Origin of the sequence: Streptomyces radiopugnans (genome assembly GCF_900110735.1) — a bacterium.
In the GTDB taxonomy this organism is placed as follows: domain Bacteria; phylum Actinomycetota; class Actinomycetes; order Streptomycetales; family Streptomycetaceae; genus Streptomyces; species Streptomyces radiopugnans.
The window spans coordinates 138,844-162,570 of the sequence record NZ_FOET01000004.1; the positions used below are offsets into that span (position 1 = coordinate 138,844).

The following is a 23,727-nucleotide window of genomic DNA, read 5'->3' on the forward strand; positions in this document are numbered from 1 at the left end:
TACCCGGGGCCGCGGGGTGGCGTGATCCGCGCCTTCGCGCTGGGATCAGAACGGAAAGCGAGTTTCCTCCCCATTCGGGCTTGCCTCCCAGGCAACAAACTTGCCCCGCAGGCATAACCGTGGCTCAATGAGTGCATGGGCCAAAGAACTCCCGGCACGGGCATGGACCTGCCCGGTGTCGCGCCCCGTCTGCGCGCTCTGCGCAGACGGGGCGGTCTCACCCTGGAAGCCGCCGCCGAGCGGCTCGACCTGTCCCCCGCGCACCTGTCCCGCCTGGAGACCGGGCAGCGCCAGCCGTCGCTGCCGCTTCTCCTGGCCCTCGCCCGGACCTACGGGACCACGGTCGCGGACCTGCTTGGCGAGGCGCCCCCCGACAGGGACCCGGTCGTCCGTGCCGGGCAGGTGGAACCGGTCGAGGCCGGCGGCTGGGTCTACCGGCAGGCGGGCGGGTCACGGCGGGCCATGCAGGCGCTGCGCGTGCGCATCCCCCCGGACGCCCAGAACGATCTGGTCCGGACCCACGCCGGCGAGGAGTGGCTGTACGTCCTCACCGGCCGCCTCCGCCTCGTCCTGGGAGGGGGCGAGCACGTCCTCGGTCCCGGCGACTCGGCCCACTACGACAGCCTGACCCCCCACCGGATCACCGCCGTCCCCCCGGAGGGGGCCGACCTGCTCTTCGTCCACACACTGCTGCAGAGCCACATCGGCGATCTGTGCCTGGGCGGCGGGGACCGGCCGCTCCGGCAAGGTGCCCAGCGGCACGCCGACCCATCGCGGCCTCCGGAAGGTGACGTCCATGCCGAGTGAAGACACCGGCGTCGAGCGCGGCGACGGCCGCTTCCCCCGCGGGCTCGTCCTCCGTCTGTTCGCCTACATAGTCGCGGGCCACCTCTTCGCGTTCTTCCTCTACCTGCTGTTCACGCTCGGGGGCGAGTAGCCCCTCCCGTCCCCTCCCCCGCCCTGTCCCCGCGGCGCCGGTGCACGGCCGAGGACGGCCGTGCACCGGCGCCGGGCGGGAAGGGCGGGCCCGGCCCGCCTCCTCAGGCCTTCGCCCGGTACGCCCTCATCGCCAGCGGATAGAAGACCGCCGCTATCCCAGCCGCCCAGACCAGCGACCACAGCAGCGGCCGGCCCACCTCACCGCCCAGCAGCAGACCGCGGTACGCGTCCGACAGATGGGTGACCGGATTGACGTCCGCCCAGGCCTGGAGCCAGCCGGGCATGGTGTCGACGACGACGAAGGCGCTGCTGGTGAAGGTGATGGGGAAGATCAGGGTGAAGCCGAACGCCTGGACCTTCTCCGCGTCGCCCGCCAGCATGCCGATCAGCACCGCGGCCCAGGAGACCGCCGCCGCGAAGACCACGAGCAGCAGCGCGCCAGCCAGGAAGCCGCCGAAGCCGCCGGTGACGCGGAAGCCGAGCGCCAGGCCCAGGCCGATCATCAGGAGCATCGCCCACACGTGCTTGGCCAGGTCGGCGGTGATCCGGCCGATCAGCGGGGCGGAACGGGCTATCGGCAGGCTGCGCAGCCGGTCGAAGACGCCTTTGGTGAGGTCGGTGTTGAGGGCCAGCGCCGTGTAGGTGGTCATGAACAGGGTGTTCTGGACGATGATCCCCGGCAGCGCGTACGTCAGGTAGACATCGGGCGACCCGGCCATCTGGCCGCCGAGCACATAGGTGAAGAGGAAGACGAACATGATCGGTGTGATGCTGTAGTCGACGAGCTCCAGCGGGTTGTGCTTGATCGCGACGAGACTCCGCCACGCCATGGTGGCGGTCTGGCGCAGTCCCGCGCCCGGGCGTACCCGGCCGCCGGCCGTGACGGGGGCCTGGGCTGCCGTGGCGGTCATGACGCGCTCACCGTCCTCTCCTCGTCCCGCTCGCCGCTCCACGCCTTCGCCGCCTCCCGCCGTCCTCCGGCCGGCCCGGCACGGTGGCCGGTCAGCGCCAGGAAGACCTCGTCCAGCGACGAGCGGCGCAGCGTCAGCTCGCCGACCGCGATACCGGCTCCGTCCAGACCGCGGACCACCGCGGGCATCAGCTCCGGTCCGCCGACCGGTGCCGTGACCGCGTCCCCCTCGATCCTGGTCTGCGGCCCGGCCGCCCGCGCCACCAGGGAGTGCGCGGCCGCCAGGTCGCGCTCCCGCACCGGCCGCACCTGGAGCACCTGCCCGCCCACCTGCGACTTCAGCTCGTCGGACGTGCCCTCGGCGATGATCCGGCCCTTGTCCATCACCACGATCCGGTCGGCCAGCAGATCCGCCTCGTTCAGGTACTGCGTGGTCAGCAGCGCGGTCACGCCCTCGGCGACCAGGCCGCGCAGCATGTCCCACAGCTCCCCCCGGCTGCGCGGGTCGAGCCCGGTCGTCGGCTCGTCCAGGAAGAGGATGCTGGGCCGGCCCACCAGGCTCGCCGCCAGGTCCAGCCTGCGCCTCATGCCTCCCGAGAACGTCTTCACCGCGCGCCCCGAGGCGTCCGTCAGCCCGAAGCGCTCCAGCAGTTCGGCCGCCCGCGCCTTCGCCTCACGCCTCGGTGTCCCCAGCAGCCGTCCGATCAGCAGCAGGTTCTCCGTGCCGGTGAGGTTCTCGTCGACCGCCGCGTACTGGCCGGTCAGGCCGACCAGGGAGCGCACGACCCCCGCCTCCCGCACCACGTCGTGGCCGGCGACCTCGGCCCGTCCCGCGTCCGGCTGGAGCAGGGTGGCGAAGATCCGCACGGCGGTGGTCTTGCCCGCCCCGTTCGGCCCGAGCAGCCCCAGCACCGTCCCGGTGCGGGCCGCCAGGTCCACGCCGTCCAGCGCCAGGGTGTCCTTGAAGCGTTTGGCCAGACCCTCCGCCTGGATCGCGTACGCGCGTGCCATGGGACTCGCCTCCTCGAACCGAGGTCGCGCTCGGGTGCCGCCTCCGGCCCCGGCCCGGAACGACCCTATGGACAACTGTGACGCACGCCACTGACATTCGCCGCGGTGGCCTGATCGCGTAGGGTCGGCTGGATGGCGAGGTATTTCGACGTGCACCCCGACAACCCCCAGCAGCGCACCATCGGCACCGTGGTGGAGGACATCCGCTCCGGCGCGCTCATCGCGTATCCCACGGACTCCTGCTTCGCGCTGGGGTGCCGGCTGGGCAACCGTGACGGCATCGCCCGGATCAGGTCGATCAGGAACCTCGACGACCGGCACCACTTCACCCTGGTGTGCCGGGACTTCGCGCAGATGAGCCAGTTCGTGCGCATCGACAACGACGTGTTCCGCGCGGTCAAGGCGGCGACGCCCGGCAGCTACACCTTCATCCTTCCCGCGACGAAGGAGGTGCCGCGCCAGCTCATGCACCCGAAGAAGAAGACGGTCGGGGTCCGGATCCCCGACCACGTCGTCACCCGGGCCCTGCTGGACGAACTCGGCGAACCCCTGCTGTCCAGCACCCTGCTCCTGCCCGGCGAGGACGAACCACTGACGCAGGGCTGGGAGATCAAGGAGCGGCTCGACCACGTGGTCGACGCCGTGCTGGACTCGGGCGACTGCGGCACCGAGCCGACCACGGTCATCGACTTCTCGGGGGGCGAGGCGGAGATCGTACGCCGGGGAGCGGGCGACACCTCGCGGTTCGAGTAGCCGCGCCGGCGGCCGCGCACCCGCGTCCGCCGGGGCCGTCCCCCCCCGTAGACGTCCCGCCCGGGCCGGGGCCGGTTCCGCCGCGTCCGGCGACGGCCCGGCACACACCCGACACCTCATGGAGCACCGACATGACGAGCACACCTCCGGTCACGCTGGAGGACGTCCGCGACGCCGCCGCGCAGATCGAGGGCGCCGTCCACCGCACCCCCGTACTGCGCTCGCGCACCCTGGACTCCCTCGTCGGCGCCGAGGTCCTCCTCAAGTGCGAGAACCTCCAGCGTGCCGGGGCCTTCAAGTTCCGCGGCGCCTACAACGCGGCCTCGCGCCTGTCGCCCGAGCAGCTGGCCCGCGGCATCGCCACCTACTCCTCGGGCAACCACGCACAGGCCGTCGCCCTGGCCGCGCGGGAGCTGGGCACCGCCGCGGTGATCCTGATGCCCGAGGACACCCCGCGCTCCAAGCTGGAGGCCACCGCCGGGTACGGCGCGGAGATCCTCACCTACGACCGCTACACCGGCGACCGGGTCGCCCTCGGCGGGGCACTGGCGGCCGAGCGCGGGCTGACGCTGATCCCGCCCTACGAGCATCCGCACATCATGGCCGGCCAGGGCACCGCCGCCCTGGAGCTGATTGAGGAGGCGGGCGAGCTCGACGCCCTGGTGGCCCCGGTCGGCGGCGGCGGGCTGATCGCCGGCAGCGCCACGGCCGCCAAGGGCCTGCTGCCCGGGATCCGGGTGATCGGAGTCGAGCCGGAGGCCGGGGACGACACCAGGCGGTCGCTGGAGGCGGGCGGGCGCGTCTCGATCCCCGTGCCGCGCACCGTCGCCGACGGTCTGGCCGCGGAGACGCCCGGGGAGCTGACCTTCTCCGTCAACCGCCGACTGGTCGACGAGATCGTCCTGGTCGGCGACGACGGGATCCGCGAGGCGATGCGGCTGGCCTTCGAACGGCTGAAAACGGTCGTCGAGCCCAGCGGCGCCGCCGCCCTGGCGGCCGTGCTCGCCGGGCTTCCGGACCCCCTGCCGTCCCGCATCGGCGTCATCCTCTCCGGTGGCAACATCGGTGCGCAGCGCTTCGCCGAACTCCTGGGCGGCTGATCCGCCCGCGGACACGGACCACCGACCACAGCCCCGCCGCCTTCCGGTCCGGCCGTACGCCGTCACCGTCCCCGCCGGCAGCCGACGGCCGGTGTACGGCGTACGGCGGGGCCCGGCGGACCTAGTGGCCCGAGTGGTCGTGGTCCCCGCCCTCCGGCGGGCGCAGGGAGGCGCCCGGCACGACGCCGGAGAACTGCCCGGCCGCGCCGTTCCTGGCCCCCTCGGGCCACACGAGCACCTGGTAGCCGACGGCCACGAGGTCGGGCACGGCCCAGGCGCTCAGTTCCGTCGCGCTCTCGCCGGGCGCCAGTTCGCCCTCGAATCCGCCGTCGTCGGCGGCCTTCTGGGCCATGCCGCCGACCTCGGTCCCCACCCACTGGACCTCCACGGCGTCAAGGTCGAGGGGGGCGTCGCCGTTGTTGGTGAGCCTCACGCGCAGCCCCAGCGGCTCGCTGTCGCGGCCCAGCAGCTTCTCGCGGGCCCCTGCCAGCCGCTTCCCGTCCACCGTGCCGCTCCGGACGTCCGTACGGTCCGCCGGACGCAGCCGTCCCAGTACCGCCGCCGTCGCCTCCAGCCCGTCCGGCCAGGCGAAGGTCTCCCCGGTCGGTACCGCCGACGGCCCGGCGGACGGCGCTCCGGAGGGGCGCGAGGTTGCCGAGGCGGAGGGGTCGGGGGCGGCCGACGGGGCCGGCTCACCGCCCACACCGCACCCGGTGAGGGGCAGGGATAAGGACATCAGAACCGCTGCGAGCACGGTTCGGCGCATGAGGGACTCCAGCGGGCGGCCTCGGGGGACAACGGCGAGGCCGACGGTAGCGTCCGGCCCGCCGCCCCGTAAAGATCGGCGGCCCCGCCCGCACGAGGGGAGAGCACGAGGGGAAACACGGGGGACACGAGGGAGAAGGGGCCGGCCTCGCTCGCTCCGTCCGCCTCGTCCGCCTCGGCTCCCCGCGCGCGTCCTCGCCGGGGCGCCGGTGCCGGGTGCCGGATGCCTCCGGACGGGCACCCGCCGTCACTCCTCGATCACCGCGACCGCGTCCAGGCCGACGGCGTGCAGGGTCCGCCGGACGGTCCGGTCGGCTCCGCGGACGGTCAGCGCGGCGCTCTGCGGCCGTCCGGTGGCCGCGCGGATCAGGGCGTAGGCGCATGCCAGGTCGATGTGGTCGAGGTCGCCCATCTCCAGCACCACCTCCTGGGCGTCGAGCAGCCGCGGGTCCACGAGCCGCTCCTCCAGCTCGCCGAGTGCTCCGGCGTCCAGCCGGCCGGAGAAGGCGAGTACGGCGCGGCGGCGCCCCGCCTCGGTGATCGACAAGGTCGGACGGCGTGCCCGTGCGGTGGGTTGCGGCTCGGATGCCACGGCGACCTCCTCCGTGTGTCGGCCGGCGGTGGTTGCGCGCTCGTTTTCTTCCTCTCCCTCCAGCCTCTCACCACTTCCCGCCGCTCCCGGCCGCGCGGCGTCGGCCGGGGCGCGCATCACCGGACCAGAGCGGCGATCTCGGCAGCGGCGTCGCGGGCGGGGCGGCCGGTGCCGATGAGGGTGGCGGAGGCGGGCCCGGTCCAGTCGCCGTAGCCGAGCAGGTGCAGGCGCGCCTCGTCCAGGGCCCGGGTGCCCTCGGTGCGGATGTGGCCGCGGGCGGTGCGCAGCCGCAGCGGTGCGAGGTGGGACAGGGCGGGGCGGAAGCCGGTGCACCAGATGACGGCGTCCGCACCGGCGGTCGTGCCGTCGGCCCAGGCGACACCGTCGGCGGTGAGGCGGGCGAACATCGGCGACGCCTTGAGCAGACCGGCGTCCCTGGCCTCGCGCACGGGCGGCACGGCGACGATGTCGCCGAGCGAGGCCACTCCGCCGGTGTCGTCGAGCCCCGCCTCCAGGGCCCGGCGGCGGGCGGTGGCCACATCGAACAGGGCGCGGCCGTCGATGTGGTCGGGCAGGAACCTCGGCGGACGAGCCGTCACCCACGTCAAGTCCACGTCGGCCAGTGCGAGATCGGCGGCGATCTGCGCGCCGGAGTTGCCGCCCCCGACCACGACGACGCGCCGGCCGGCGAACTGTCCGGGGTTCCGGTAGCCGGTGGTGTGCGGTTGCCCGCCCCGGAACACTTCCCGCCCGGGGACGGCCGGGAGGAAGGGACGCCACCAGGTACCGGTGGCCGAGACCACGGCCCGCGCCGACCAGGCGCCGGAGTCGGTCTCCACACGCAGCCGCTCCTCGTCGCGGTGCACGCCGTGGACGCGGACCGGGCGCCGTACGGGCAGGTCGTAGCGCTTCTCGTAGTCGGCGAGGTAGCCGACGACGTGGGCGGCGTCCGGGTAGGTCTCGCCGGGCTGCGCGGGCATGGGCCATCCGGGCAGCGAGGAGTGGGCGGCCGGGGAGAACAGGCGCAGGGATTCCCACATGCGGCGCCAGGCGCCGCCCGGCGCGTCCTGGGCGTCGAGGATGGTGAAGTCCAGGCCCTGGCGGCGCAGGTGGTAGCCGGCGGCGAGCCCGGCCTGGCCGCCGCCGACCACCACCACGTCCGTGCGCCGCGTCATGACCCCGGCTGTGCCGCGGTGAACTTCCTGCGCCAGGCGAGGGAGACGTAGACCAGCGCGACGAGGACCGGGACCTCGATCAGCGGGCCGACGACGCCGGACAGGGCCTGGCCGGAGGTGACGCCGAAGGTGGCGATGGCGACCGCGATGGCCAGTTCGAAGTTGTTGCCCGCGGCGGTGAACGCCAGGGTGGCGGTGCGGTCGTAGGCCAGGCCGATGGCCTTGCCCAGGGCGAAGGTGCCGAACCACATCAGGGCGAAGTACACCAGCAGCGGCAGGGCGATGCGGGCGACGTCCCACGGCTGGGAGGTGATCGTCTTCCCCTGGAGGGCGAAGAGGACGACGATGGTGAACAGCAGCCCGTACAGCGCCCAGGGGCCGATGCGCGGCAGGAACTTCTGCTCGTAGGCCGTGCGGCCCATCTTCCGCTCGCCCAGGCGGCGGGTGAGGTAGCCGGCGGCCAGCGGGATGCCGAGGAAGATGACGACGTTGGCGGCGATCTCCCACATGGAGATGTCCAGGGCCGCTCCGTCGCCCAGGCCGAGCCAGCCGGGCAGCAGATCGAGGTAGAACCAGCCGAGCAGGCCGAAGGCCAGGACCTGGAAGACGGAGTTCAGCGCGACCAGGACGGCGGCGGCCTCGCGGTCGCCGCAGGCCAGGTCGTTCCAGATGATGACCATGGCGATGCAGCGGGCGAGCCCGACGATGATCAGTCCGGTGCGGTACTCGGGCAGGTCGGGCAGGAAGATCCAGGCCAGGGCGAACATCACGGCCGGGCCGACGATCCAGTTGATCACCAGGGAGGAGGCCATGAGCCTGCGGTCGCCGGTGACGGCGTCGAGCCGGTCGTAGCGGACCTTGGCCAGCACCGGGTACATCATGATCAGCAGGCCCAGGGCGATGGGCAGCGAGATGCCGCCCACCTCGACCTTGCTCAGGATGCCGTTCAGGCCGGGGATCAGCCGTCCCAGGCCCAGGCCGACGGCCATGGCGAGCAGGATCCACACCGCCAGGAACCGGTCCAGGGTGGAGAGGCGGGCGACGATGCCGCCGCCTTCGGGAGGGCCGGCCGGTCTGGTGGTCTCTTCGGCGGTGGTCACGGGCAGGCCCTTCTCGTCTCGGCGGCGCGGGTGGTGCGGGCGGTGCGGGCCAGCTCCGTGAAGGAGCGGCCCAGGTGCTCGATGACGTCCGGGCGCAGCCGGTAGTAGGTGTACCGGCCGCACGGTTCGGTCTCCACGACCCCGGCCTCGCGCAGGACGCGCAGGTGGTTGGAGAGGTTGGTCTGCTTGGCCCCGGTCTCGGCGACCAGGTGGGTGGTGCAGAGGGTCTCGGTGGCCAGCAGGGTCACGATGCGCATCCTGAGCGGATCGGCGAGCACCCGGATCAGGTCAGTATCGACTGACGTCAGCATGGACTGATACTGTCACATCAGCCGGGGGTGATGCCACCCGGTCCCCCGACGAGTCGAAGAGAGACCCCTCATGCCCGACAAGCCGTCCGTGCTGTTCGTCTGCGTCCACAACGCCGGCCGCTCCCAGATGGCCGCCGCCTGGCTGACTCACCTGGCAGGCGACCGGATCGAGGTCCGCTCCGCCGGGTCCGCACCGGCCGACGAGGTCAACCCGGCCGCGGTCGAGGCCATGCGGGAGGCCGGCATCGACATGTCGGCCGAGGTGCCCAAGGTGCTGACCGTCGAGGCCGTCCGGGCGTCCGACTACGTCATCACCATGGGCTGCGGCGACACCTGCCCGGTCTTCCCCGGCAAGAAGTACCTGGACTGGAAGCTGGAGGACCCGGCCGGGCAGGGCGTGGAGGCCGTGCGCCCCATCCGAGACGAGATCCGCACCCGGATCGAGTCCCTGATCGCCGAGATCGACGCGCTCTGAGGCCGCCGCGGTCCACGGCCGAGGGCCGGTACCCCCGCGGGAGGTACCGGCCCTCGGTCCACGCGTCCGCCGGGAGCGCGGCGGCGCACGCCGCCGGCGCCGCCGGTACGGCCGTGCCCGCGTCAGCGGTTCCGGCGGAAGGATCGTCCGCCGCCGATCCCCGCCACGTGGAGAGCCAGCGAGCCCAGTCCCAGGAGCATGAGGTTGGTCGACGAGAAGAGTTCGTTCGTCGCCAACTCCGCGACGTTGACCAGGAATGCGAGGAAGAACAGCACCGCCGCCACTATGCCGAGCATGAGGCCTCCCTTGTCCGTGTGGTGTCAACCGTCTGCCCCGTGGAACCGGCCGGACACCGGACCTCCGGCCTTCCCCGCCCGCAACGCCCCTGACCGTCCGTACGCCGGGCCGCGGCGGTCGTGCGGGGCCGGGTCAGGGCGCCGGCACCGCGCCGGACGGGTCCCTGCGGCGCATGTCCGCCGAGGCCTCGTGCCACAGCGGGGCCTGCTCCCGGATCTGCCTGAGCATCACCCCCTCGCGCAGCCCCCACGGGGAGAGCGTGACGGTCTCGATCTCCATGCACCGCATGGCCGTGTGCGCTATCACGGCTCCGGCCAGGGACTGCCGGGCGCGGGCGGCGGAGATGCCGGGCAGTTCCGCGCGGGCGGCCGCGGGCAGGGAGGCCAGCCGCTCCACGGCCGCCTTGAGGTCCCCGCGCTCGATGCGGCGCGTGACGAAGGGTCCCAGCTTCCCGGGAGGGGCCCCGCACAGCCGGGCCAGTTGCTGGAAGGTGCGCGAGACGGCCACGGCGGTACGGGGGCGCTCCCAGTGGATCCGGACGGCCACGTCCCGCAGTTCGTGGCGTACACGGCGTCTCAGCTCCCTGATCGCGCCGGCCGGCGGAGGGTCCGCCTCCCCGAAGTACTCGCGCGTCATCCGCCCCGCGCCCAGCGGAAGCGAGGCCACGAAGCCGGGCGTCCTGTCCCGGCCGAAGGCCACCTCCAGCGAGCCGCCGCCGATGTCCAGCAGCACCATCGGGCCGGCCTGCCAGCCCATCCACTGCCGGGCCGCCAGGAACGACAACTCCCCTTCCGTCACACCCGACATGACGTACAGGGGCACCCCTGTCCCGCTGTGTACGGCCTCCAGGACCTGGTGGCGGTTGGGCGCGTCCCGGATGACCGCGGTGGCGAAGGCGAAGGGCTGCTCCACCCCCCAGCGGGCGGACTCCTCCCTCACCTCGGCGACCGCGGCCACCACGGCGTCCACCGCCCGCTCGCCGAGCCGTCCGTCCGGCTCCACGTACTCGGCCAGCCTCAGGCGCCGCTTCGCCGTGTGCACCGGCAGCGGTATGTCACCGCCGCAGTCGGCCACCACCAGCCGCACCGTCTTGGATCCCACGTCCACAACCGCCAAACGCATGGAGGGCTCGTGCCCCCCGGCGCCGCGCGGCATGCCATCGCCTCCCGGGCACGGGCACAGACCGGCCATCTCCCGCCGGTGCCGCGGGGCCGCGCCATTGCACCGGCCCACCGGGGGTAGAAGTCCGGCTGTGAACAGGGAGGTGGGCCGTCGTGTGCGAGTCGTCGCTGCGGGCCGTGGGATGGGCGCGGTCACTGCCGGTTTCCAGCGGGGTGAAGGCCGCACGGGAGTGGGCGCGCGGTCATCTGGAGTCGCTGGGGTGGACGGAGTCCGCCCCGGAGACGGTGGACGCGGTGCTGCTGACCGTCTCGGAGCTGGTGACCAACGCGCACGTGCACGCGCACAGCGCCGCCCAGTTGGTGCTGACGTGGGACAAGCGGTGCCTGCACGTCAGCGTGCACGACTCCTCCGCCGACCTCCCCTCGCCCCGCTCCCCCAGCACCGAGCGGACGTCGGGACGCGGCATGTTCCTGGTCGACGCCCTGGCCGACGAGTGGGAGGCCCGCCCCTGCACGGACGGCAAGACCGTCACCGCCTGCTTCCGCCCGTCCGGGCGGCCCGCCGGGTGAGTACCGCGAACCCTGCGGGCCCCGCGGACGGGAACCGTCAGTCCAGCGCCAGCACCGCCGAGACGGCCCGGCGCAGCGCCGCCTCCGGCTCCGGGACCGGACCGGCCGAACGCCACGCCACGAACCCGTCGGGGCGCACCAGCACCGCGCCGCCGGGTTCCGTGCCGTGGACCCGCGCCCAGTCCGCGCCGTCCTCGGCTACGAGATCGGCTTCCGCCCCGGCGCCGACCCGGTAAGCCACCAGCGGCACGGACAGCTTCTCGGCGACCCGGCCGGCCGCCTCGTGCCATCCGGCCGCCGCGCCGGCTCCGGCCAGGAGGACCGGGGAGCGCTCGTACAGGTCCAGGGTGGAGATCCGCTCCCCCGCGCGGCGCAGCCACATGTGGGGCGCCCGGCTGCCCGGTTCGCCCGTCAGCCGCAGCTCCTGGGGGACGGGCGGCGCCTCGGGATCGGTGCCCACGACGGCGCCGCGCGGATAGCGGTAGCCCAGGACCACGCCGAGGATGCCGCCTGCGCGTCCGCCGCCCGCCCCGGGCACGGGCACGTAGCCGGGGTGGCTGTGCTCCACGGAGCGCGCCGAGGCGCGTGCGCTGGTGGCCCGCGCCACGGGGCGGCGCTCGGTGTCGTACGTCTCCAGCAGGCCCGGGCCCGCCCAGCCGCCGAGTACGGCGGCCAGCTTCCAGGCCAGGTTGTGCGCGTCCTGGATGCCGGTGTTGGAGCCGAACGCGCCCGTGGGGGGCATCTCGTGGGCCGAGTCGCCGGCCAGGAGGACCCGGCCGGCCGCGTACCGCCGCGCGACCCGTTCCGCCGCGTGCCACGGAGCCCTGCCTGTGATCTCCACGTCGAGGTCCGCGACGCCGACCGCGCGGCGGATGTGCTGCGCGCACCGCTCGTCGGTGAACTCCTCGAGCGTCTCGCCCCGTTCGGGGTGCCAGGGGGCGTGGAAGACCCACCGCTCCCGGTTGTCGACCGGCAGCAGGGCCCCGTCGGCGCCCGGGGTGGTCAGGTAGCAGACGATGAAGCGGCGCTCGCCCACCACCTCGGCGAGCCGGCGGGAGCGGAAGGTGACACTGACGTTGTGGAACAGGTCGCCGGGTCCGCTGTGACCGATGCCGAGGCTTTCGCGCACCGGGCTGCGCGGGCCGTCCGCCGCCACCAGGTAGTCGGCGCGGACCGTGGTGCGCTCCCCGGTCTCCCGGTTCACGACCACGGCCGTGACCCCGTCCGGGTCGGGGTCGAACGACGTCAGCTCGGTGGAGAAGCGCAGGTCGCCGCCGAGTTCCCGGGCGCGCTCCAGCAGGACCGGCTCCAGGTCGTTCTGGCTGCACAGACACCATGAGCTGGGGCTGAACCGGGCCAGCCCGCCGCCCGGGTCGATCTCCCGGAACAGCCACTCGCCCGCCTCGCCGACCAGGGTGGGCGTCTGCAGGATCCCGTGGTTGCCGGCCAGGACCGACGCCGCCCGCCTGATCGCCGGTTCGGCGCCCGCGACCCGGAACAACTCCATCGTCCGTACGTTGTTGCCGCGTCCGCGCGGGTGGATCGAGGTTCCCGCGTGCCGTTCCACCAGGGTGTGCCGCACCCCGAGGCGGCCCAGGAACAGCGAGGCGGACAGACCCGTCAGGGAACCGCCGACGATGAGGACCGGGACCCTGAGGTCGGCTTCTCGGCTCATCACTCTCCTCCAGCTCATCGTGTCCGCCGGCGCGCGCCTGTGCGGCCGGGCTGGAGATCAATGCCCCGGTCCGGTAGGCGACGCCCACACTTCACCCGGTTGATCATCATTGCTTGCGGTATCGGATGACTCGTCACATGATCGGTATGCGCGGCGGCTGACGCCCGGTCACGGCGCATCGCGAGCGCTCTCCGTTCCCCCCGTTTCCCGTCCCCCTCGTTCCCCCCGTACGAGAACTCCCCAGGGAGAGGTATGCCGAAGAAGAGGTATGTCGGATGACGGCCCCGGCCCCCACAACCCAGGCCTCCGGCCGTGTCTCCCAGTCGGCCTTCGACGGCTCCAGACTCCGGGTCATCCTGCTGCTCGACATCCACGACGGAGCCCAGCAGGAGTTCCTCGACGCCTACGAGCACATGCGCAACCAGGTGGCGTCCGTACCCGGCCACCTCAGCGACCAGCTCTGCCAGTCCATCGAGAACCCGTCCCAGTGGCTCATCACCAGCGAGTGGGAGAGCGCACCGCCCTTCCTCGCCTGGGTCAACAGCGAGGAGCACCTGGAGACGGTCAGACCGCTGCACAGCTGTGTCCGGGACACCCGGTCGCTGCGCTTCAGCGTCCTGCGGGAGACCTTCGGCGGCGGCGCCGGGGCGGCCGCCCCGGCCGGGAACGGACTGCAGAGCGCTCCCCGGCTGGGTGACGGCGTGGTGCGCCACGCCCTGACCTTCACGGTCAGGCCCGGCAGCGAGTCCAAGGTCGCCGAGATCCTCGCCGGCTACGAATCCCCCGAGGCACGGGTGGACGACACCACCCGGCTGTGCCGCACCTCCCTGTTCATGCACGGCAACCGGGTCGTACGCGCCATCGAGGTGCGCGGCGACCTGCTCGCCGCGCTGCGCCACGTCGCCCGCCAGCCCGAGGTGCGCGCGGTGGAGGAAGCCCTCAACCCCCATCTGGAGCAGGACCGCGACCTCGACGACCCGCAGTCCGCGCGGGCGTTCTTCACCCGGGCCGCGCTGCCCGCCGTACACCACGTGGCGTCCTGCGGGCCGCGGTCGCCGCGGGTGCGGCGGCACGCGCTGTACTACCCGGCCAGGCCGGGCCGCGGCATGGACCTGGCGCGGCTGCTCTCCCGGCAGGACGAGATCGCCGCGGGCGACCCGCACGGCCCGGTCCGCGCCGCCACCGTCTTCCAGCGCGACGACGTCGTCGTCCGGCTGGTCGAGGTGGAGGGCGAGCCGGACGCCGCCCCCGCCCGGGTCCTCGGCCTGGAGGAACCCGGGAGCGCCGCCGAGGCCGCCCCTCTGCTCGACACCGAGGCGCTCGGACTCGACGGCCCCCCGGCCGGCGAGCGCGACCTCCTGCGCCTGCTGTCGCACACCGGGATGCGGCTGGTCACCGACCGCACCGCACCGGGCTCCTGACCCCGTCGGCCGCTCCGCCGGCCGGTACACCCGCGCAACACCGCCCCCTCCACGGAGTGACCGACCATGACCAAGCAGTTCCCACGCATCGTCGACCTCGGCGAGATCGAGCCCAACCGCAGGCGCGGAGGCGATCTGCGCGCCATGCTCACGCCCGCGACCGTGGGCTCCACCAGCGGTTTCATGGGGCTGGCCATCGTGCAGCCCGGCGACCGCATCGGCGAGCACTACCACCCGTACTCCGAGGAGTTCGTGTACGTCGTCAGCGGCTCCCTCGAAGTGGACCTGGACGGGGAGCCCCATCCGCTCTCCCCCGACCAGGGGCTGATGATCCCCGCGTACATGCGCCACCGGTTCCGCAACGTCGGGGACACCGAGGCCCGCCTCGTCTTCCACCTCGGGCCGCTGGCCCCCCGGCCCGAACTCGGCCACGTCGACACCGAGGAGACCTCCCCCGCCCGGGCGGCCGGCGACCGGGCGGCGCAGCCCACCGGAGCGTCCTCGTGACGCGACGCGTGGCCGTCACCGGCCTGGGCGTGGTGGCGCCGGGCGGGATCGGTGCGGAGGCCTTCTGGGACCTCCTGGCGAACGGCCGCACCGCGACCCGGGGCATCACCCTCTTCGATCCCGCGGGCCTGCGCTCGCGGATCGCCGCGGAGTGCGACTTCGACCCCCTCGCGCACGGCCTGACGGTGGAGCAGACCGAACGCTGCGACCGCTACGTGCAGTTCGCGCTGGTCGCCGCGGTGGAGGCGGTCCGCGACGCCGGGCTGGAGACGGAGCGGGAGGACCCCTGGCGCCTGGGCGTGAGCCTGGGCACCGCGGTCGGCGGCACCACCCGCCTGGAGCACGACTACGTCCTGGTCAGCGAGCGCGGTTCGCGCTGGGACGTCGACCACCGGCGGGCCGGCCCGCATCTGCACCGCGCGTTCTCGCCCAGCACGCTCGCCTCGACGGTCGCCGAGGAGTTCGGCGCCCGCGGCCCGGTGCAGACCGTCTCCACCGGCTGCACCTCCGGGCTGGACGCCGTCGGGTACGCCTTCCACGCCATCGGGGAGGGCCGCATGGACGTCTGCCTCGCCGGCGCGGCGGACTCCCCGATCTCGCCGATCAGCATGGCCTGCTTCGACGCCATCAAGGCCACCTCCCCGAACAACGACGACCCCGCGCACGCGTCCCGGCCGTTCGACGCCGACCGCGACGGCTTCGTCATGGGAGAGGGTGGCGCGGTGCTGGTGCTGGAGGGACTGGAGCACGCCCGGGCCCGCGGCGCGCGCGTGTACTGCGAGGTCACCGGCTACGCCACCTACGGCAACGCCTACCACATGACCGGGCTGACCGGTGAGGGCCTGGAGATGGCGCGGGCCATCGACACCGCCCTGGACCACGCCCGCCTGGACGGCACGGACGTCGACTACGTCAACGCGCACGGCTCGGGCACCCGGCAGAACGACCGCCACGAGACCGCGGCGGTCAAACGGTCCCTGGGCTCCCACGCCTACGGCACGCCCATGAGCTCGATCAAGTCCATGGTGGGCCACTCCCTCGGCGCCATCGGCTCCATCGAGGTCGCCGCCTGCGTCCTGGCCCTGGACCGCCAGGTGGTGCCGCCCACCGCGAACTACGAGACCCCGGACCCCGAGTGCGACCTGGACTACGTGCCGCGCGCGGCACGTGAGCGGAGGCTGCGGAACGTGCTGTCGGTGGGCAGCGGCTTCGGCGGCTTCCAGTCCGCGGTGGTGCTGAGCGGGCCGGGCGGGAGGACACCATGAACCCGCCAGGCACCCGGCGCGCGGTCGTCACCGGCATCGGAGTCGTGGCGCCGGGCGGGATCGGCGCGGAGGCCTTCTGGAAGTCGGCCGCCGAGGGCCACACCCTCCTGGACCGCGTCACCCGGGAGGGCTGCGGTCATCTGCCGCTGAAGGTCGCGGGCGAGGTCCGCGGCTTCGATCCGGCCGCATTGATCGAGGGCAACCACCTCGTCCAGACCGACCGGTTCACCCACTTCGCGATGGCCGCCGCCTCGCTCGCCCTGGAGGACGCCCGGCTCGGCCGCGCCGACGTCGGCTCACCGTACTCGGTCGGCGTGGTCACCGCCGCCGGTTCCGGCGGCGGCGAGTTCGGCCAGCGCGAGCTGCAGAAGCTGTGGGGGCGGGGATCCCGCCACGTCGGCCCGTACCAGTCCATCGCCTGGTTCTACGCGGCCAGCACCGGCCAGATCTCCATCCGCGGCGGCTTCAAGGGGCCCTGCGGCGTGGTGGCCGCCGACGAACCGGGCGGTCTGGACGCCCTGGCGCACGCCGCCCGCGCCGTGGCGCGCGGCACCGGCACCGTCGTCGCCGGTGCGGCCGAGGCGCCGCTTGCCCCGTACTCGATGGTCTGCCAGCTGGGCTACCCCGAGCTCAGCACCGAAGGCGACCCCGAGCGCGCCTACCGCCCCTTCACCGCCGGCGCCCGCGGCTTCGTGCCCGCCGAGGGCGGGGCGATGCTCGTGCTGGAGGAGGAGTGCGCGGCCCTCGACCGCGGGGCCGAGCCCCGGGCGACGGTGGCCGGCCACGCGGCCACCTTCACCGGGGCGTCCCGCCGGGAGGAGTCCCGCGAGGGGCTGGCCCGGGCGATCGGCGCCGCGCTGGCCGAGGCCGGCTGCGCGCCCGGGGAGGTGGACGTCGTGTTCGCCGACGCCCTCGGCACGCCCGAGGCGGACCGGGCCGAGGCCCTGGCGATCACCGACGCCCTGGGCCCGCACGGCCGGCGCGTACCCGTCACCGCGCCGAAGGCGGGCACCGGCCGCGCCTACTGCGGGGCTCCTGTGCTGGACGCCGCGGCGGCCGTGCTCGCCATGGAGCACGGCCTGGTGCCCCCCACCCCCAACGTCTTCGACGTCTGCCACGACCTGGACCTGGTGACCGGGCGGGCGCGCTCCGCGGAGCTGCGCACCGCCCTGGTCCTCAGCCGGGGCCTGATGGGCTCGAACGCGGCGCTCGTGCTGCGGCGCGGCGCCGGACACCCCACCGACCGAAGGAGTGCATCCGCATGACCGACCAGATGACGGGCCAGGTGACCGTCGAGGAACTGGCCGCGCTGATGAAGCAGACGGCGGGCGTCGCCGTGGACCCCGACGACCTGCGGCAGCGGGCCGGTTCCGGTTTCGACGCCTTCGGCCTCGACTCGCTCGGGCTGCTGGGCGTCGTGGGCGAGCTGGAGAAGCGCTACGGCAGGGACATGCCGGAGCGGGCCGAGCAGTGCAGGACTCCCCGCGAGTTCCTCGACTTCGTCAACGGCGTCCTGACGGCGGAGGCGTGAGATGGCCGGGCACACCGAGAACGAGATCGTCATCGCCGCGCCCCTGGACCTGGTCTGGGACATGACCAACGACATCGAGAACTGGCCGCGGCTGTTCAGCGAGTACGCCTCCGTCGAGATCCTCTCGCGCGACGGCGACACCACCACCTTCCGCCTGACCATGCACCCGGACGAGAACGGCACGGTGTGGAGCTGGGTGTCGGAGCGGACCGCCGACCGCGACGCCCTCACCGTGCGGGCCCGCCGCGTGGAGACGGGCCCCTTCCAGTACATGGACATCCGCTGGGAGTACGCGCAGCTCCCCGAGGGCGTGCGGATGCGCTGGACGCAGGACTTCGCGATGAAGCCCGACGCCCCGGTCGACGACACGTGGATGACGCGGAACATCAACCGCAACTCCCGCGTCCAGATGGCGCTCATCCGGGACCGGATCGAGCAGCGCGCCCGGCAGGCCGGCGCGCCTGCGGCGATGGCCGACTGAGAAGGGACCTCTCCGTGCACCACACCCTGATCGTCGCCCGGATGGAACCGGGGGCGGCGCCGGACATCGCGAAGGTGTTCGCCGAGTCCGACCGCGGCGAGCTGCCGCACCTGGTCGGCGTCGCCCGGCGCAGCCTCTTCCAGTTCGGCGACGTGTACATGCACCTCATCGAGAGCGAGCGGGATCCCGGACCGGCCATCGCCCGGGCCGTGGACCACCCGGAGTTCCGCGCCGTCAGCGAACGGCTGACGGCGTACGTCCGGCCGTACGACCCTCGGACCTGGCGCGGTCCGAAGGACGCCATGGCGCGGTGCTTCTACCGCTGGGAGCGCGAGGGCGCACCCCTGCCGCCGCGCTGACGGGCCCTCCCCACCACAAGAATCGAGGCGGTGCATGACAACCGTGACAACCGTTGGAACCGCTCCCCCGCCGCCCATGCGGCTGCGGGAGCTCGCGTTCGGGGCGGCGTGCGCAGCCGCCGTACGCGCGGCCGCCCGGCTGGGCGTGGCCGACGCGCTGGGGGAGGACCCCATGAGCGCCGAGGAGTTGGCGAAGGAGGTGAAGGCGGAGCCGCGCCCCCTGCGGCGGCTGCTGCGCGCCCTGTCCTGCCACGGCGTCTTCGCCGAGGACGGGGACGGGAGGTTCGCGCACACCGGCGTGTCGCGGCTGCTGCGCGAGGACGACCCGAACAGCATGCGGGACGTGGTGCTGTGGTGCACCGAGCCCTGGACCTGGGACGCGTGGCCGCTGCTCGACGAGGCGGTGCGCTCCGGCCGCAGCGTCGTCCCGGATCTGTACGGCAAGGACTTCTTCGCCTATCTGCACCAGGACGCGCCCGAGTCCGCCCATGTCTTCAACCGGGCCATGACGCGTTCCAGCGAGCAGTCCGCCCGGGACGTCGCGGCCTTCCTCGACCTGTCGGAGGCGGAGTCCGTCGTCGACGTCGGGGGCGGCCAGGGGCATGTGCTGGCGAGCCTGCTGGAACGCTACCCCGGGATGCGGGGCGCCCTGCTCGACCTGCCGCCGGTGGTGGCCAACGCCGACCCGCGGCTGCGGGAGGGCGGGGCGCTCGCGGACCGGGTGCGCATCGTGCCCGGCGACTGCCGCACCGCCGTCCCGGCCGGCGCGGATGTGTACATCGTCAAGAACATCCTGGAGTGGGACGACGACAGCACCCGCAGGACACTGCGGAACATCATCGCCGCGGCGCGGCCCGGAGCCCGGGTCGTGGTCATCGAGAACCTCGTCGACGACACCCCCTCGATGCGGTTCACCACCGCGATGGACCTGCTGCTCCTCCTCAACGTCGGAGGCGCCAAGCACACCGGGCGCAGCATGGCCGAGCGGCTGACCGGGGCCGGTCTGGCCATCGGTTCCGTCCGCCCGGTCAACCCGTATCTGCACGCCTTCGAATGCACCGTCCCCGGAGACGGGCCGGCCCGCGCCGCCGGGGCGTGACGGCCCGGTGCCGCCGCCCGTTGCGGGCCGACCGGGGGCGGTGAGGAACGCGGCGGAGGCCGGCGGGCGAGCCGCCTCCGCCGCGTACCGGTCCGTCCCCGCCGTGACGGGGCCGGGTGGGCGAACGGCCCGGTGCGGAAGGACCGGGGAGGGGAGGGCTGGCCGGGGCGGCGGCCGTCAGGGGGCGATCTCCAGCCCGCCGCACTCCTCGGGGAACATCGCGGCCACGCGCCGCAGGGAGTGCGGCGGGCGGTGCAGGACCAGCCGCCGGCCCCGCCCGCGCTCGGCGCCGGCGGCCGCGGCCAGCGCCGCGACGGCCGCGGTGTCCAGGAAGTCGGCGCCGGACAGGTCCAGGTGCACCATCGGCCCGGGCAGACGCGCCAGGGCCGCCAGCGCCGTCTCCAGGACGGCCCGGGTGTCGGCGTCGGCTCCACCGCGCAGCCCGAAACCCGTCCGGTCGGCCAGGGGTGTGACGCCCAGCGGCGGCTCGGTGCGGGCCCCGGAGCGGCCGACGGGGAAGAGCCGCCGGATGTGGGCGGCGGTCAGCAGTGCCGTGGTGCCCTCGGGCACCACGGCACGGTCGTACAGGCACAGCGCGGTCAGCGGCAGCCGCGCGAACACCTCGCGGTTCAGCCGCAGTTCGTACTCCAGCAGACGGTCCGCCCCCGGCACGCCCCGCGCGCACCAGGCCATCTCGCCGACCGCGTACAGGCCCGCGTACCCCTCCCGGATCGCGGTGGCGCACTCCTGCTCCCAGGCCCGCGCCATGCGGTCCGGGTCGAACGGCGGCCGCCGCAGGTAGGAGTCCTCGGCCCGGCGGACGACGAGCCCGCCGCGTTCGACCGCCGCCACCGCGTCGACGCCGTTGCGACCGAGCCGTTCCACCACGGCCGCCGGTGCCGCGGTGTCGGCGAAGTACACCACCCGCCGCCCGGCGGCCAGGCCCTCGCGGACGAACTCCGCCGCGCTGCGCGCCCACTGCCTCTCCCCCGCGTAGGCGCAGCACACGTGCCGCTCCCACTCGGGGGACGGCTTCGGGCCGACACCCGTCAAGGACATCCGCTCCGCTCCCGGGCCGTCTGATCGCCGCGTCCGCACAAGCCTGTTCGAGGCCCCCACCGTATCTCCCCCGGCCCGACGGCAGTACCACGCCCACCACTGCGGCCGCCGCCCCCGGCCGCGGCCGGGGGAACGCGGAAGATCACAGGGGCGCCCGCCGGGGTGTCCGCCGCAGGCGACGGGGTATCCGGCGGACCGGTCGACCACTTTTCACGTCCTGTCCGTTCCGTGTCCTTCGAGGAGCCCGTATGCCGCCCGCAACCTCCGACGTCGTCGAACTGATCCTGCGCGACCACCGCAGGATGGAGGACCTCTTCCGCACGATGCGCAACGCCGAGGCCGACCGGGCCGGTGCGCTGGGCGAGTTCGCCGCCCTGCTGGTCGCCCACTCCCTGGCCGGGACTGCTGCACGAACAGGTGACACCTGACCTGGCTTGCTGAGAAGCGGCCTGGAAGGATGTTGCAGTGCCCAAGCCGTATCCGAAGGAGTTCCGCGAGGACGTCGTGCGGGTCGCGCGCAACCGCGAGCCCGGCGTCACGCTGGAACAGATCGCCGCCGACTTCGGCGTCCACCCGGACCGTGACCGCCGGCACGGGGCCGGCGGTCACGTCTCGGCGGTCACGGGCCCGGCGGCCGCCGGCCGTCCCCCGCCGTGGACGTCGTCGAAGACCGCCCCGCGTTCGGTGGGGGCCTGGTTGAGGACCCACAGGCCGGCCAGGACGGCCAGCACGAAGACGACGGTCACCAGGGCCGCCAGGACCAGCCGGCGCCTGCGCTCCCTGCGGAGCCAGCCGCCGCGGGCGGCGCGGTAGGCGTCGGGGGCCGCGTGGACGCCGCCCGCCAGGGTCTCCAGCGCCTCCCGAAGCCTTTCCTCCGTGCCGGGGGCGCCCGGGGTGCCGGGTGTGCGGGGTGCGTTCATCTGCGGGCCTCCATCGCCTGGGTCAGGGCCGCGATGCCGCGCGAGGTGTGGGTCTTGACCGAACCGGCCGAGATCCCCATGGCCGCGGCGATCTCGCTCTCCTTCAGTCCCAGCCAGTGGCGCAGGACGAGGGCCTCGCGCTGCCGGGCGGGAAGCCGCTGGAGCGCGTCGATCAGCACCCGCTGGTCGTCGCGGAGGAGCGCCGAGTTCTCCGCGGAGGCGACCGGCTCGGACGGCGGCGGCTCCATGTGCCTGCGGGCCACCTGGAGGTGGCGTATGCGCATCCGGGTCAGATTGCAGACCACCGACCGCAGGTAGGCCTCCGCGGAACCGGGCTCGCGGAGCTTCCTCCACTTCCGGTAGATCTGGTAGTAGGCCTCGGCCACGATGTTCTCGGGGTCGTCGGCGCCCAGCAGCGTGGCCAGCCGCAGCATCGGCGTGTAGTGCAGGCTGAAGAGGCGGGCCACCTCCGCCTCGCGCTCCGGCTCCAGCCCCTCGGCGGCCGCTCGCGGCGGGGGGACCACCGGGGCGGGCGGCAGAACGGCGGCGCGGGCGTCCCGGCCGAACCGGTCGCGGATGGGTCTCATGAGGTGCTCGCTCCCGTCTCGGGACGGTGTCTGAGGGCCATGCGGGGCGGGAGTGTGGTGGTGTCCGGGCCGCGGGGGACCCCGGCACGGTCCAGGACGAGGGTGGCGGCCACCGCGACGGCCAGGTTCGGCAGCAGGGCGGCGAGTCCTGCGTAGACCTCCAGGCCGGCCGGCCCGAAGGGCGCCACCGGGGAGAAGCCCTCCCGTACGACCATGAAGGTGCCGGCCGCCATCCCGGTGGCCCAGCCCGCGAGCAGCGCACGGTGGTGCAGGCGGCGGGTGAAGAGTCCGGCCACCACCGCGGGGAAGATCTGCAGGATCCACACGCCGCCGAGCAGTTGCAGGTTCACCGCGTCCTGGTCGCGCAGGCCGAGCACGAAGGCGACCGCCCCGGCCTTGGCGGTGAGCGAGACCACCCTGGCGACTCTGACCTGGTGCTTGGGGGTGGCCGTGGGGTGGAAGTACTCGACGTACACGTTGCGCACGAAGGAGGTCGCGGCCGCGATCGACATCACGGCGGCGGGCACCATCGCCCCCACCACCAGCGCCCCGAAGACCAGTCCGGCCAGCGGTCCCGGCATCAGCCGGTCGACCAGCATGGGGACCGCGGCCTCCGCGCCCCCGCGCGGGGTGCGCACCCCGTAGGCCAGGGCGGCGATGCCCAGCAGCCCGAACAGGCCGAGCACCGCCGTCCACAGCGGCAGGGCGGAGGAGACCCGGCGCAGCACGCCGGTGCCGGAGGCCGCGAAGCCCGCGGTGAGCACGTGCGGGTACATCAGCAGGGCCAGTGCCGAGCCCAGCGCGAGAGTGGCGAAGGCCGACTGCTGCCCGGGGGCGAGGACGAGCGGGGCGCCCTCCGCGCCCCGCTCGGTGAGGGTGCGTCCGGCCGCGTCGAACATGGCACCGGGGCCGCCCAGGTGGTCCAGGACCAGCCAGAAGGTGGCCAGGACCGAGCCGAAGACGGCCACGCCCTTGAGGGCGGATATGACGGTGGGCGCTCTCAGGCCGTGCCGGTAGGTGGCCACCGCCAGCCCCGCGAACAGCGCGGCCATCGCCAGGTCCCCGGTGACCGCGTCCGGGTACAGGCCGCCCGCGGTGAGCACCGCGCGGATCCCCAGCAGTTGGAGGGCGAGGTAGGGCATGGTCGCAAGGATGCCGGTGAGGGCGACCGCCAGGGCCAGCGGCGGCGAACCGTAGCGCCCGCGGACGAAGTCGGCGACGGTGACGTAACCGTGGCGGCGGGCCACGGACCACAGCCGGGGCAGCAGGACGAACGCCAGCGGGCAGACGATCACGGTGTAGGGGAGCGCGAAGAAGGCGGTGGCCCCGTTGCCGTAGGCCAGTGCGGGGACGGCGGTGAAGGTGTAGGCGGTGAAGACCGTGCCGCCCAGCAGCAGCCAGGTCCACACGGTGTCCAGGCTCCGGTCCGCCAGTGCCCAGCCCTCCAGCGACGGCAGGCGGTCGTCGGCGTGGAGACGGCGGGCGGTGGCCGCCAGGAGCGACGCTCCGCCGATGACGGCGAGGAACGCCGTGGCCATGGCGCCATCGGCCATCGATCACCGTCCTTGGGGTGCGCGGGTCCCTCGCTCACCGGTTGCCCGGCACGTGTCTTCCATCGACAGGGAGACCAGGGAAATCCGCCGTAAACCCGTTGTCAACCCGATCGCGGTGACCGGCAACTCTTGCACAGACCACAGGAGCCGG

The 23,727-nt window shown here is 73.8% G+C and carries 28 protein-coding genes and 1 pseudogene; 15 read left to right on the forward strand and 14 right to left on the reverse strand.

Annotated elements, in window-relative coordinates:
• Positions 1–135 precede the first annotated feature (135 nt).
• Entirely contained in the window at positions 136–807 is a 672-nt protein-coding gene (locus BMY40_RS10755) for a helix-turn-helix domain-containing protein (protein ID WP_093658071.1), read from the forward strand.
• The gene (locus BMY40_RS28010) at positions 797–937 is read left to right on the forward strand and encodes a DUF6126 family protein (protein WP_177213957.1); all 141 of its coding nucleotides are present in this window, start codon (positions 797–799) and stop codon (positions 935–937) included. Before BMY40_RS10755 ends, BMY40_RS28010 begins: the two co-directional genes overlap by 11 nt.
• A gap of 103 nt (positions 938–1,040) precedes the next feature.
• On the opposite strand, the gene BMY40_RS10760 is transcribed toward BMY40_RS28010, so the two are convergent.
• Both BMY40_RS10760 and BMY40_RS10765 read right to left on the reverse strand, forming a co-directional pair.
• Positions 1,041–1,850, reverse strand: a complete 810-nt coding sequence (locus BMY40_RS10760) for an ABC transporter permease (protein WP_093658073.1) — start codon at positions 1,848–1,850, stop codon at positions 1,041–1,043.
• Complete coding sequence (locus tag BMY40_RS10765; protein ID WP_093658075.1) at positions 1,847–2,860, reverse strand: ATP-binding cassette domain-containing protein; 1,014 nt, start codon at positions 2,858–2,860, stop codon at positions 1,847–1,849. The genes BMY40_RS10760 and BMY40_RS10765 overlap by 4 nt, the downstream gene beginning before the upstream one ends.
• Before the next feature lie 132 nt (positions 2,861–2,992).
• On the opposite strand from BMY40_RS10765, the gene BMY40_RS10770 reads away from it, so the two are divergent.
• Both BMY40_RS10770 and BMY40_RS10775 read left to right on the forward strand, forming a co-directional pair.
• Positions 2,993–3,613: an L-threonylcarbamoyladenylate synthase gene (locus tag BMY40_RS10770; RefSeq protein ID WP_093658077.1), complete on the forward strand. Its 621-nt coding sequence runs from the start codon at positions 2,993–2,995 to the stop codon at positions 3,611–3,613.
• A 131-nt stretch (positions 3,614–3,744) separates the two neighbouring features.
• Positions 3,745–4,713, forward strand: a complete 969-nt coding sequence (locus BMY40_RS10775) for a pyridoxal-phosphate dependent enzyme (protein ID WP_093658079.1) — start codon at positions 3,745–3,747, stop codon at positions 4,711–4,713.
• Between the two features lie 121 nt (positions 4,714–4,834).
• Here the strand turns inward: BMY40_RS10775 and BMY40_RS10780 are convergent, their stop codons facing one another.
• The 5 genes from BMY40_RS10780 to BMY40_RS10800 form a co-directional block, all read right to left on the reverse strand.
• A complete protein-coding gene (locus BMY40_RS10780) occupies positions 4,835–5,479 on the reverse strand; it encodes a hypothetical protein (RefSeq protein ID WP_143071763.1) in 645 nt (214 codons plus the stop codon).
• Between the two features lie 246 nt (positions 5,480–5,725).
• A complete protein-coding gene (locus tag BMY40_RS10785) occupies positions 5,726–6,070 on the reverse strand; it encodes an STAS domain-containing protein (protein WP_093658083.1) in 345 nt (114 codons plus the stop codon).
• 116 nt (positions 6,071–6,186) lie between these two features.
• Entirely contained in the window at positions 6,187–7,245 is a 1,059-nt protein-coding gene (locus BMY40_RS10790) for an ArsO family NAD(P)H-dependent flavin-containing monooxygenase (protein ID WP_093658085.1), read from the reverse strand.
• On the reverse strand, positions 7,242–8,345 hold the full coding sequence (gene arsB / locus BMY40_RS10795; protein ID WP_281250760.1) for an ACR3 family arsenite efflux transporter: 1,104 nt from the start codon (positions 8,343–8,345) through the stop codon (positions 7,242–7,244). Before arsB ends, BMY40_RS10790 begins: the two co-directional genes overlap by 4 nt.
• A complete protein-coding gene (locus BMY40_RS10800) occupies positions 8,342–8,656 on the reverse strand; it encodes an ArsR/SmtB family transcription factor (RefSeq protein WP_093658086.1) in 315 nt (104 codons plus the stop codon). The genes arsB and BMY40_RS10800 overlap by 4 nt, the downstream gene beginning before the upstream one ends.
• A 70-nt stretch (positions 8,657–8,726) precedes the next feature.
• On the opposite strand from BMY40_RS10800, the gene BMY40_RS10805 reads away from it, so the two are divergent.
• On the forward strand, positions 8,727–9,131 hold the full coding sequence (locus tag BMY40_RS10805) for an arsenate reductase ArsC (protein ID WP_093658088.1): 405 nt from the start codon (positions 8,727–8,729) through the stop codon (positions 9,129–9,131).
• A gap of 122 nt (positions 9,132–9,253) precedes the next feature.
• On the opposite strand, the gene BMY40_RS28015 is transcribed toward BMY40_RS10805, so the two are convergent.
• The gene (locus BMY40_RS28015) at positions 9,254–9,427 is read right to left on the reverse strand and encodes a hypothetical protein (RefSeq protein WP_093658090.1); all 174 of its coding nucleotides are present in this window, start codon (positions 9,425–9,427) and stop codon (positions 9,254–9,256) included.
• A 133-nt stretch (positions 9,428–9,560) separates the two neighbouring features.
• Entirely contained in the window at positions 9,561–10,550 is a 990-nt protein-coding gene (locus BMY40_RS10815) for a Ppx/GppA family phosphatase (RefSeq protein WP_093658572.1), read from the reverse strand.
• Positions 10,551–10,702: 152 nt separating this feature from the next.
• Here BMY40_RS10815 and BMY40_RS10820 point away from each other — a divergent pair, with 152 nt between their 5' ends.
• The gene (locus tag BMY40_RS10820) at positions 10,703–11,119 is read left to right on the forward strand and encodes an ATP-binding protein (protein ID WP_093658092.1); all 417 of its coding nucleotides are present in this window, start codon (positions 10,703–10,705) and stop codon (positions 11,117–11,119) included.
• Positions 11,120–11,156: 37 nt separating this feature from the next.
• Here BMY40_RS10820 and BMY40_RS10825 read toward each other — a convergent pair whose 3' ends face one another.
• Positions 11,157–12,794 carry an FAD-dependent oxidoreductase gene (locus tag BMY40_RS10825; protein ID WP_093658094.1) on the reverse strand — a complete coding sequence of 546 codons (1,638 nt, stop codon included), beginning with the start codon at positions 12,792–12,794 and terminating at the stop codon, positions 11,157–11,159.
• A 275-nt stretch (positions 12,795–13,069) separates the two neighbouring features.
• On the opposite strand from BMY40_RS10825, the gene BMY40_RS10830 reads away from it, so the two are divergent.
• The 8 genes from BMY40_RS10830 to BMY40_RS10865 all read left to right on the forward strand — a co-directional run bounded on the left by BMY40_RS10830 (position 13,070) and on the right by BMY40_RS10865 (position 19,457).
• Positions 13,070–14,215, forward strand: a complete 1,146-nt coding sequence (locus BMY40_RS10830; protein WP_093658096.1) for a SchA/CurD-like domain-containing protein — start codon at positions 13,070–13,072, stop codon at positions 14,213–14,215.
• Between the two features lie 66 nt (positions 14,216–14,281).
• On the forward strand, positions 14,282–14,722 hold the full coding sequence (locus BMY40_RS10835; RefSeq protein WP_093658098.1) for a cupin domain-containing protein: 441 nt from the start codon (positions 14,282–14,284) through the stop codon (positions 14,720–14,722).
• The gene (locus BMY40_RS10840) at positions 14,719–15,987 is read left to right on the forward strand and encodes a beta-ketoacyl-[acyl-carrier-protein] synthase family protein (protein WP_093658100.1); all 1,269 of its coding nucleotides are present in this window, start codon (positions 14,719–14,721) and stop codon (positions 15,985–15,987) included. The genes BMY40_RS10835 and BMY40_RS10840 overlap by 4 nt, the downstream gene beginning before the upstream one ends.
• Entirely contained in the window at positions 15,984–17,252 is a 1,269-nt protein-coding gene (locus BMY40_RS10845; RefSeq protein WP_093658102.1) for a beta-ketoacyl synthase N-terminal-like domain-containing protein, read from the forward strand. Before BMY40_RS10840 ends, BMY40_RS10845 begins: the two co-directional genes overlap by 4 nt.
• Positions 17,249–17,518 carry an acyl carrier protein gene (locus tag BMY40_RS10850; protein ID WP_093658104.1) on the forward strand — a complete coding sequence of 90 codons (270 nt, stop codon included), beginning with the start codon at positions 17,249–17,251 and terminating at the stop codon, positions 17,516–17,518. Before BMY40_RS10845 ends, BMY40_RS10850 begins: the two co-directional genes overlap by 4 nt.
• A 1-nt stretch (position 17,519) precedes the next feature.
• A complete protein-coding gene (locus tag BMY40_RS10855; RefSeq protein ID WP_093658106.1) occupies positions 17,520–17,999 on the forward strand; it encodes an SRPBCC family protein in 480 nt (159 codons plus the stop codon).
• Positions 18,000–18,013: 14 nt separating this feature from the next.
• Positions 18,014–18,358, forward strand: a complete 345-nt coding sequence (locus tag BMY40_RS10860; RefSeq protein WP_093658107.1) for a TcmI family type II polyketide cyclase — start codon at positions 18,014–18,016, stop codon at positions 18,356–18,358.
• A gap of 43 nt (positions 18,359–18,401) precedes the next feature.
• Positions 18,402–19,457: a methyltransferase gene (locus BMY40_RS10865; RefSeq protein WP_093658109.1), complete on the forward strand. Its 1,056-nt coding sequence runs from the start codon at positions 18,402–18,404 to the stop codon at positions 19,455–19,457.
• A gap of 177 nt (positions 19,458–19,634) precedes the next feature.
• Here the strand turns inward: BMY40_RS10865 and BMY40_RS10870 are convergent, their stop codons facing one another.
• Positions 19,635–20,516, reverse strand: a complete 882-nt coding sequence (locus BMY40_RS10870; RefSeq protein WP_093658111.1) for an MEDS domain-containing protein — start codon at positions 20,514–20,516, stop codon at positions 19,635–19,637.
• A gap of 248 nt (positions 20,517–20,764) precedes the next feature.
• Between BMY40_RS10870 and BMY40_RS10875 the strand changes: the two are divergent.
• A pseudogene (locus tag BMY40_RS10875) lies at positions 20,765–20,914 on the forward strand (hemerythrin domain-containing protein); the annotation flags it as partial.
• A 207-nt stretch (positions 20,915–21,121) separates the two neighbouring features.
• Here BMY40_RS10875 and BMY40_RS10885 read toward each other — a convergent pair.
• From BMY40_RS10885 to BMY40_RS10895, 3 genes are read right to left on the reverse strand one after another with little or no spacing between them, the layout of a single operon-like run.
• Entirely contained in the window at positions 21,122–21,436 is a 315-nt protein-coding gene (locus BMY40_RS10885) for a hypothetical protein (protein ID WP_093658113.1), read from the reverse strand.
• Positions 21,433–22,023 (reverse strand): SigE family RNA polymerase sigma factor, encoded by a 591-nt coding sequence (locus BMY40_RS10890; protein ID WP_093658115.1) that lies wholly within the window; start codon positions 22,021–22,023, stop codon positions 21,433–21,435. The genes BMY40_RS10885 and BMY40_RS10890 overlap by 4 nt, the downstream gene beginning before the upstream one ends.
• Positions 22,020–23,576 (reverse strand): sodium:solute symporter family protein, encoded by a 1,557-nt coding sequence (locus tag BMY40_RS10895; protein ID WP_093658117.1) that lies wholly within the window; start codon positions 23,574–23,576, stop codon positions 22,020–22,022. Before BMY40_RS10895 ends, BMY40_RS10890 begins: the two co-directional genes overlap by 4 nt.
• Between the last annotated feature and the right edge of the window lie 151 nt (positions 23,577–23,727).

Coding starts and splice junctions, on each gene's coding strand:
- BMY40_RS28010 (WP_177213957.1), top strand. CDS start 797: ATGCCGAGTGAAGACACCGGCGTCGAGCGCGGCGACGGCCGCTTCCCC.
- BMY40_RS10895 (WP_093658117.1), bottom strand. CDS start 23,576: ATGGCCGATGGCGCCATGGCCACGGCGTTCCTCGCCGTCATCGGCGGA.
- BMY40_RS28015 (WP_093658090.1), bottom strand. CDS start 9,427: ATGCTCGGCATAGTGGCGGCGGTGCTGTTCTTCCTCGCATTCCTGGTC.
- BMY40_RS10870 (WP_093658111.1), bottom strand. CDS start 20,516: ATGTCCTTGACGGGTGTCGGCCCGAAGCCGTCCCCCGAGTGGGAGCGG.
- BMY40_RS10815 (WP_093658572.1), bottom strand. CDS start 10,550: ATGCGTTTGGCGGTTGTGGACGTGGGATCCAAGACGGTGCGGCTGGTG.
- BMY40_RS10790 (WP_093658085.1), bottom strand. CDS start 7,245: ATGACGCGGCGCACGGACGTGGTGGTGGTCGGCGGCGGCCAGGCCGGG.
- BMY40_RS10850 (WP_093658104.1), top strand. CDS start 17,249: ATGACCGACCAGATGACGGGCCAGGTGACCGTCGAGGAACTGGCCGCG.
- BMY40_RS10890 (WP_093658115.1), bottom strand. CDS start 22,023: ATGAGACCCATCCGCGACCGGTTCGGCCGGGACGCCCGCGCCGCCGTT.
- BMY40_RS10780 (WP_143071763.1), bottom strand. CDS start 5,479: ATGCGCCGAACCGTGCTCGCAGCGGTTCTGATGTCCTTATCCCTGCCC.
- BMY40_RS10825 (WP_093658094.1), bottom strand. CDS start 12,794: ATGAGCCGAGAAGCCGACCTCAGGGTCCCGGTCCTCATCGTCGGCGGT.
- BMY40_RS10805 (WP_093658088.1), top strand. CDS start 8,727: ATGCCCGACAAGCCGTCCGTGCTGTTCGTCTGCGTCCACAACGCCGGC.
- BMY40_RS10760 (WP_093658073.1), bottom strand. CDS start 1,850: ATGACCGCCACGGCAGCCCAGGCCCCCGTCACGGCCGGCGGCCGGGTA.
- BMY40_RS10845 (WP_093658102.1), top strand. CDS start 15,984: ATGAACCCGCCAGGCACCCGGCGCGCGGTCGTCACCGGCATCGGAGTC.
- BMY40_RS10835 (WP_093658098.1), top strand. CDS start 14,282: ATGACCAAGCAGTTCCCACGCATCGTCGACCTCGGCGAGATCGAGCCC.
- BMY40_RS10800 (WP_093658086.1), bottom strand. CDS start 8,656: ATGCTGACGTCAGTCGATACTGACCTGATCCGGGTGCTCGCCGATCCG.
- BMY40_RS10770 (WP_093658077.1), top strand. CDS start 2,993: ATGGCGAGGTATTTCGACGTGCACCCCGACAACCCCCAGCAGCGCACC.
- BMY40_RS10755 (WP_093658071.1), top strand. CDS start 136: ATGGGCCAAAGAACTCCCGGCACGGGCATGGACCTGCCCGGTGTCGCG.
- BMY40_RS10775 (WP_093658079.1), top strand. CDS start 3,745: ATGACGAGCACACCTCCGGTCACGCTGGAGGACGTCCGCGACGCCGCC.
- BMY40_RS10885 (WP_093658113.1), bottom strand. CDS start 21,436: ATGAACGCACCCCGCACACCCGGCACCCCGGGCGCCCCCGGCACGGAG.
- BMY40_RS10830 (WP_093658096.1), top strand. CDS start 13,070: ATGACGGCCCCGGCCCCCACAACCCAGGCCTCCGGCCGTGTCTCCCAG.
- BMY40_RS10855 (WP_093658106.1), top strand. CDS start 17,520: ATGGCCGGGCACACCGAGAACGAGATCGTCATCGCCGCGCCCCTGGAC.
- BMY40_RS10765 (WP_093658075.1), bottom strand. CDS start 2,860: ATGGCACGCGCGTACGCGATCCAGGCGGAGGGTCTGGCCAAACGCTTC.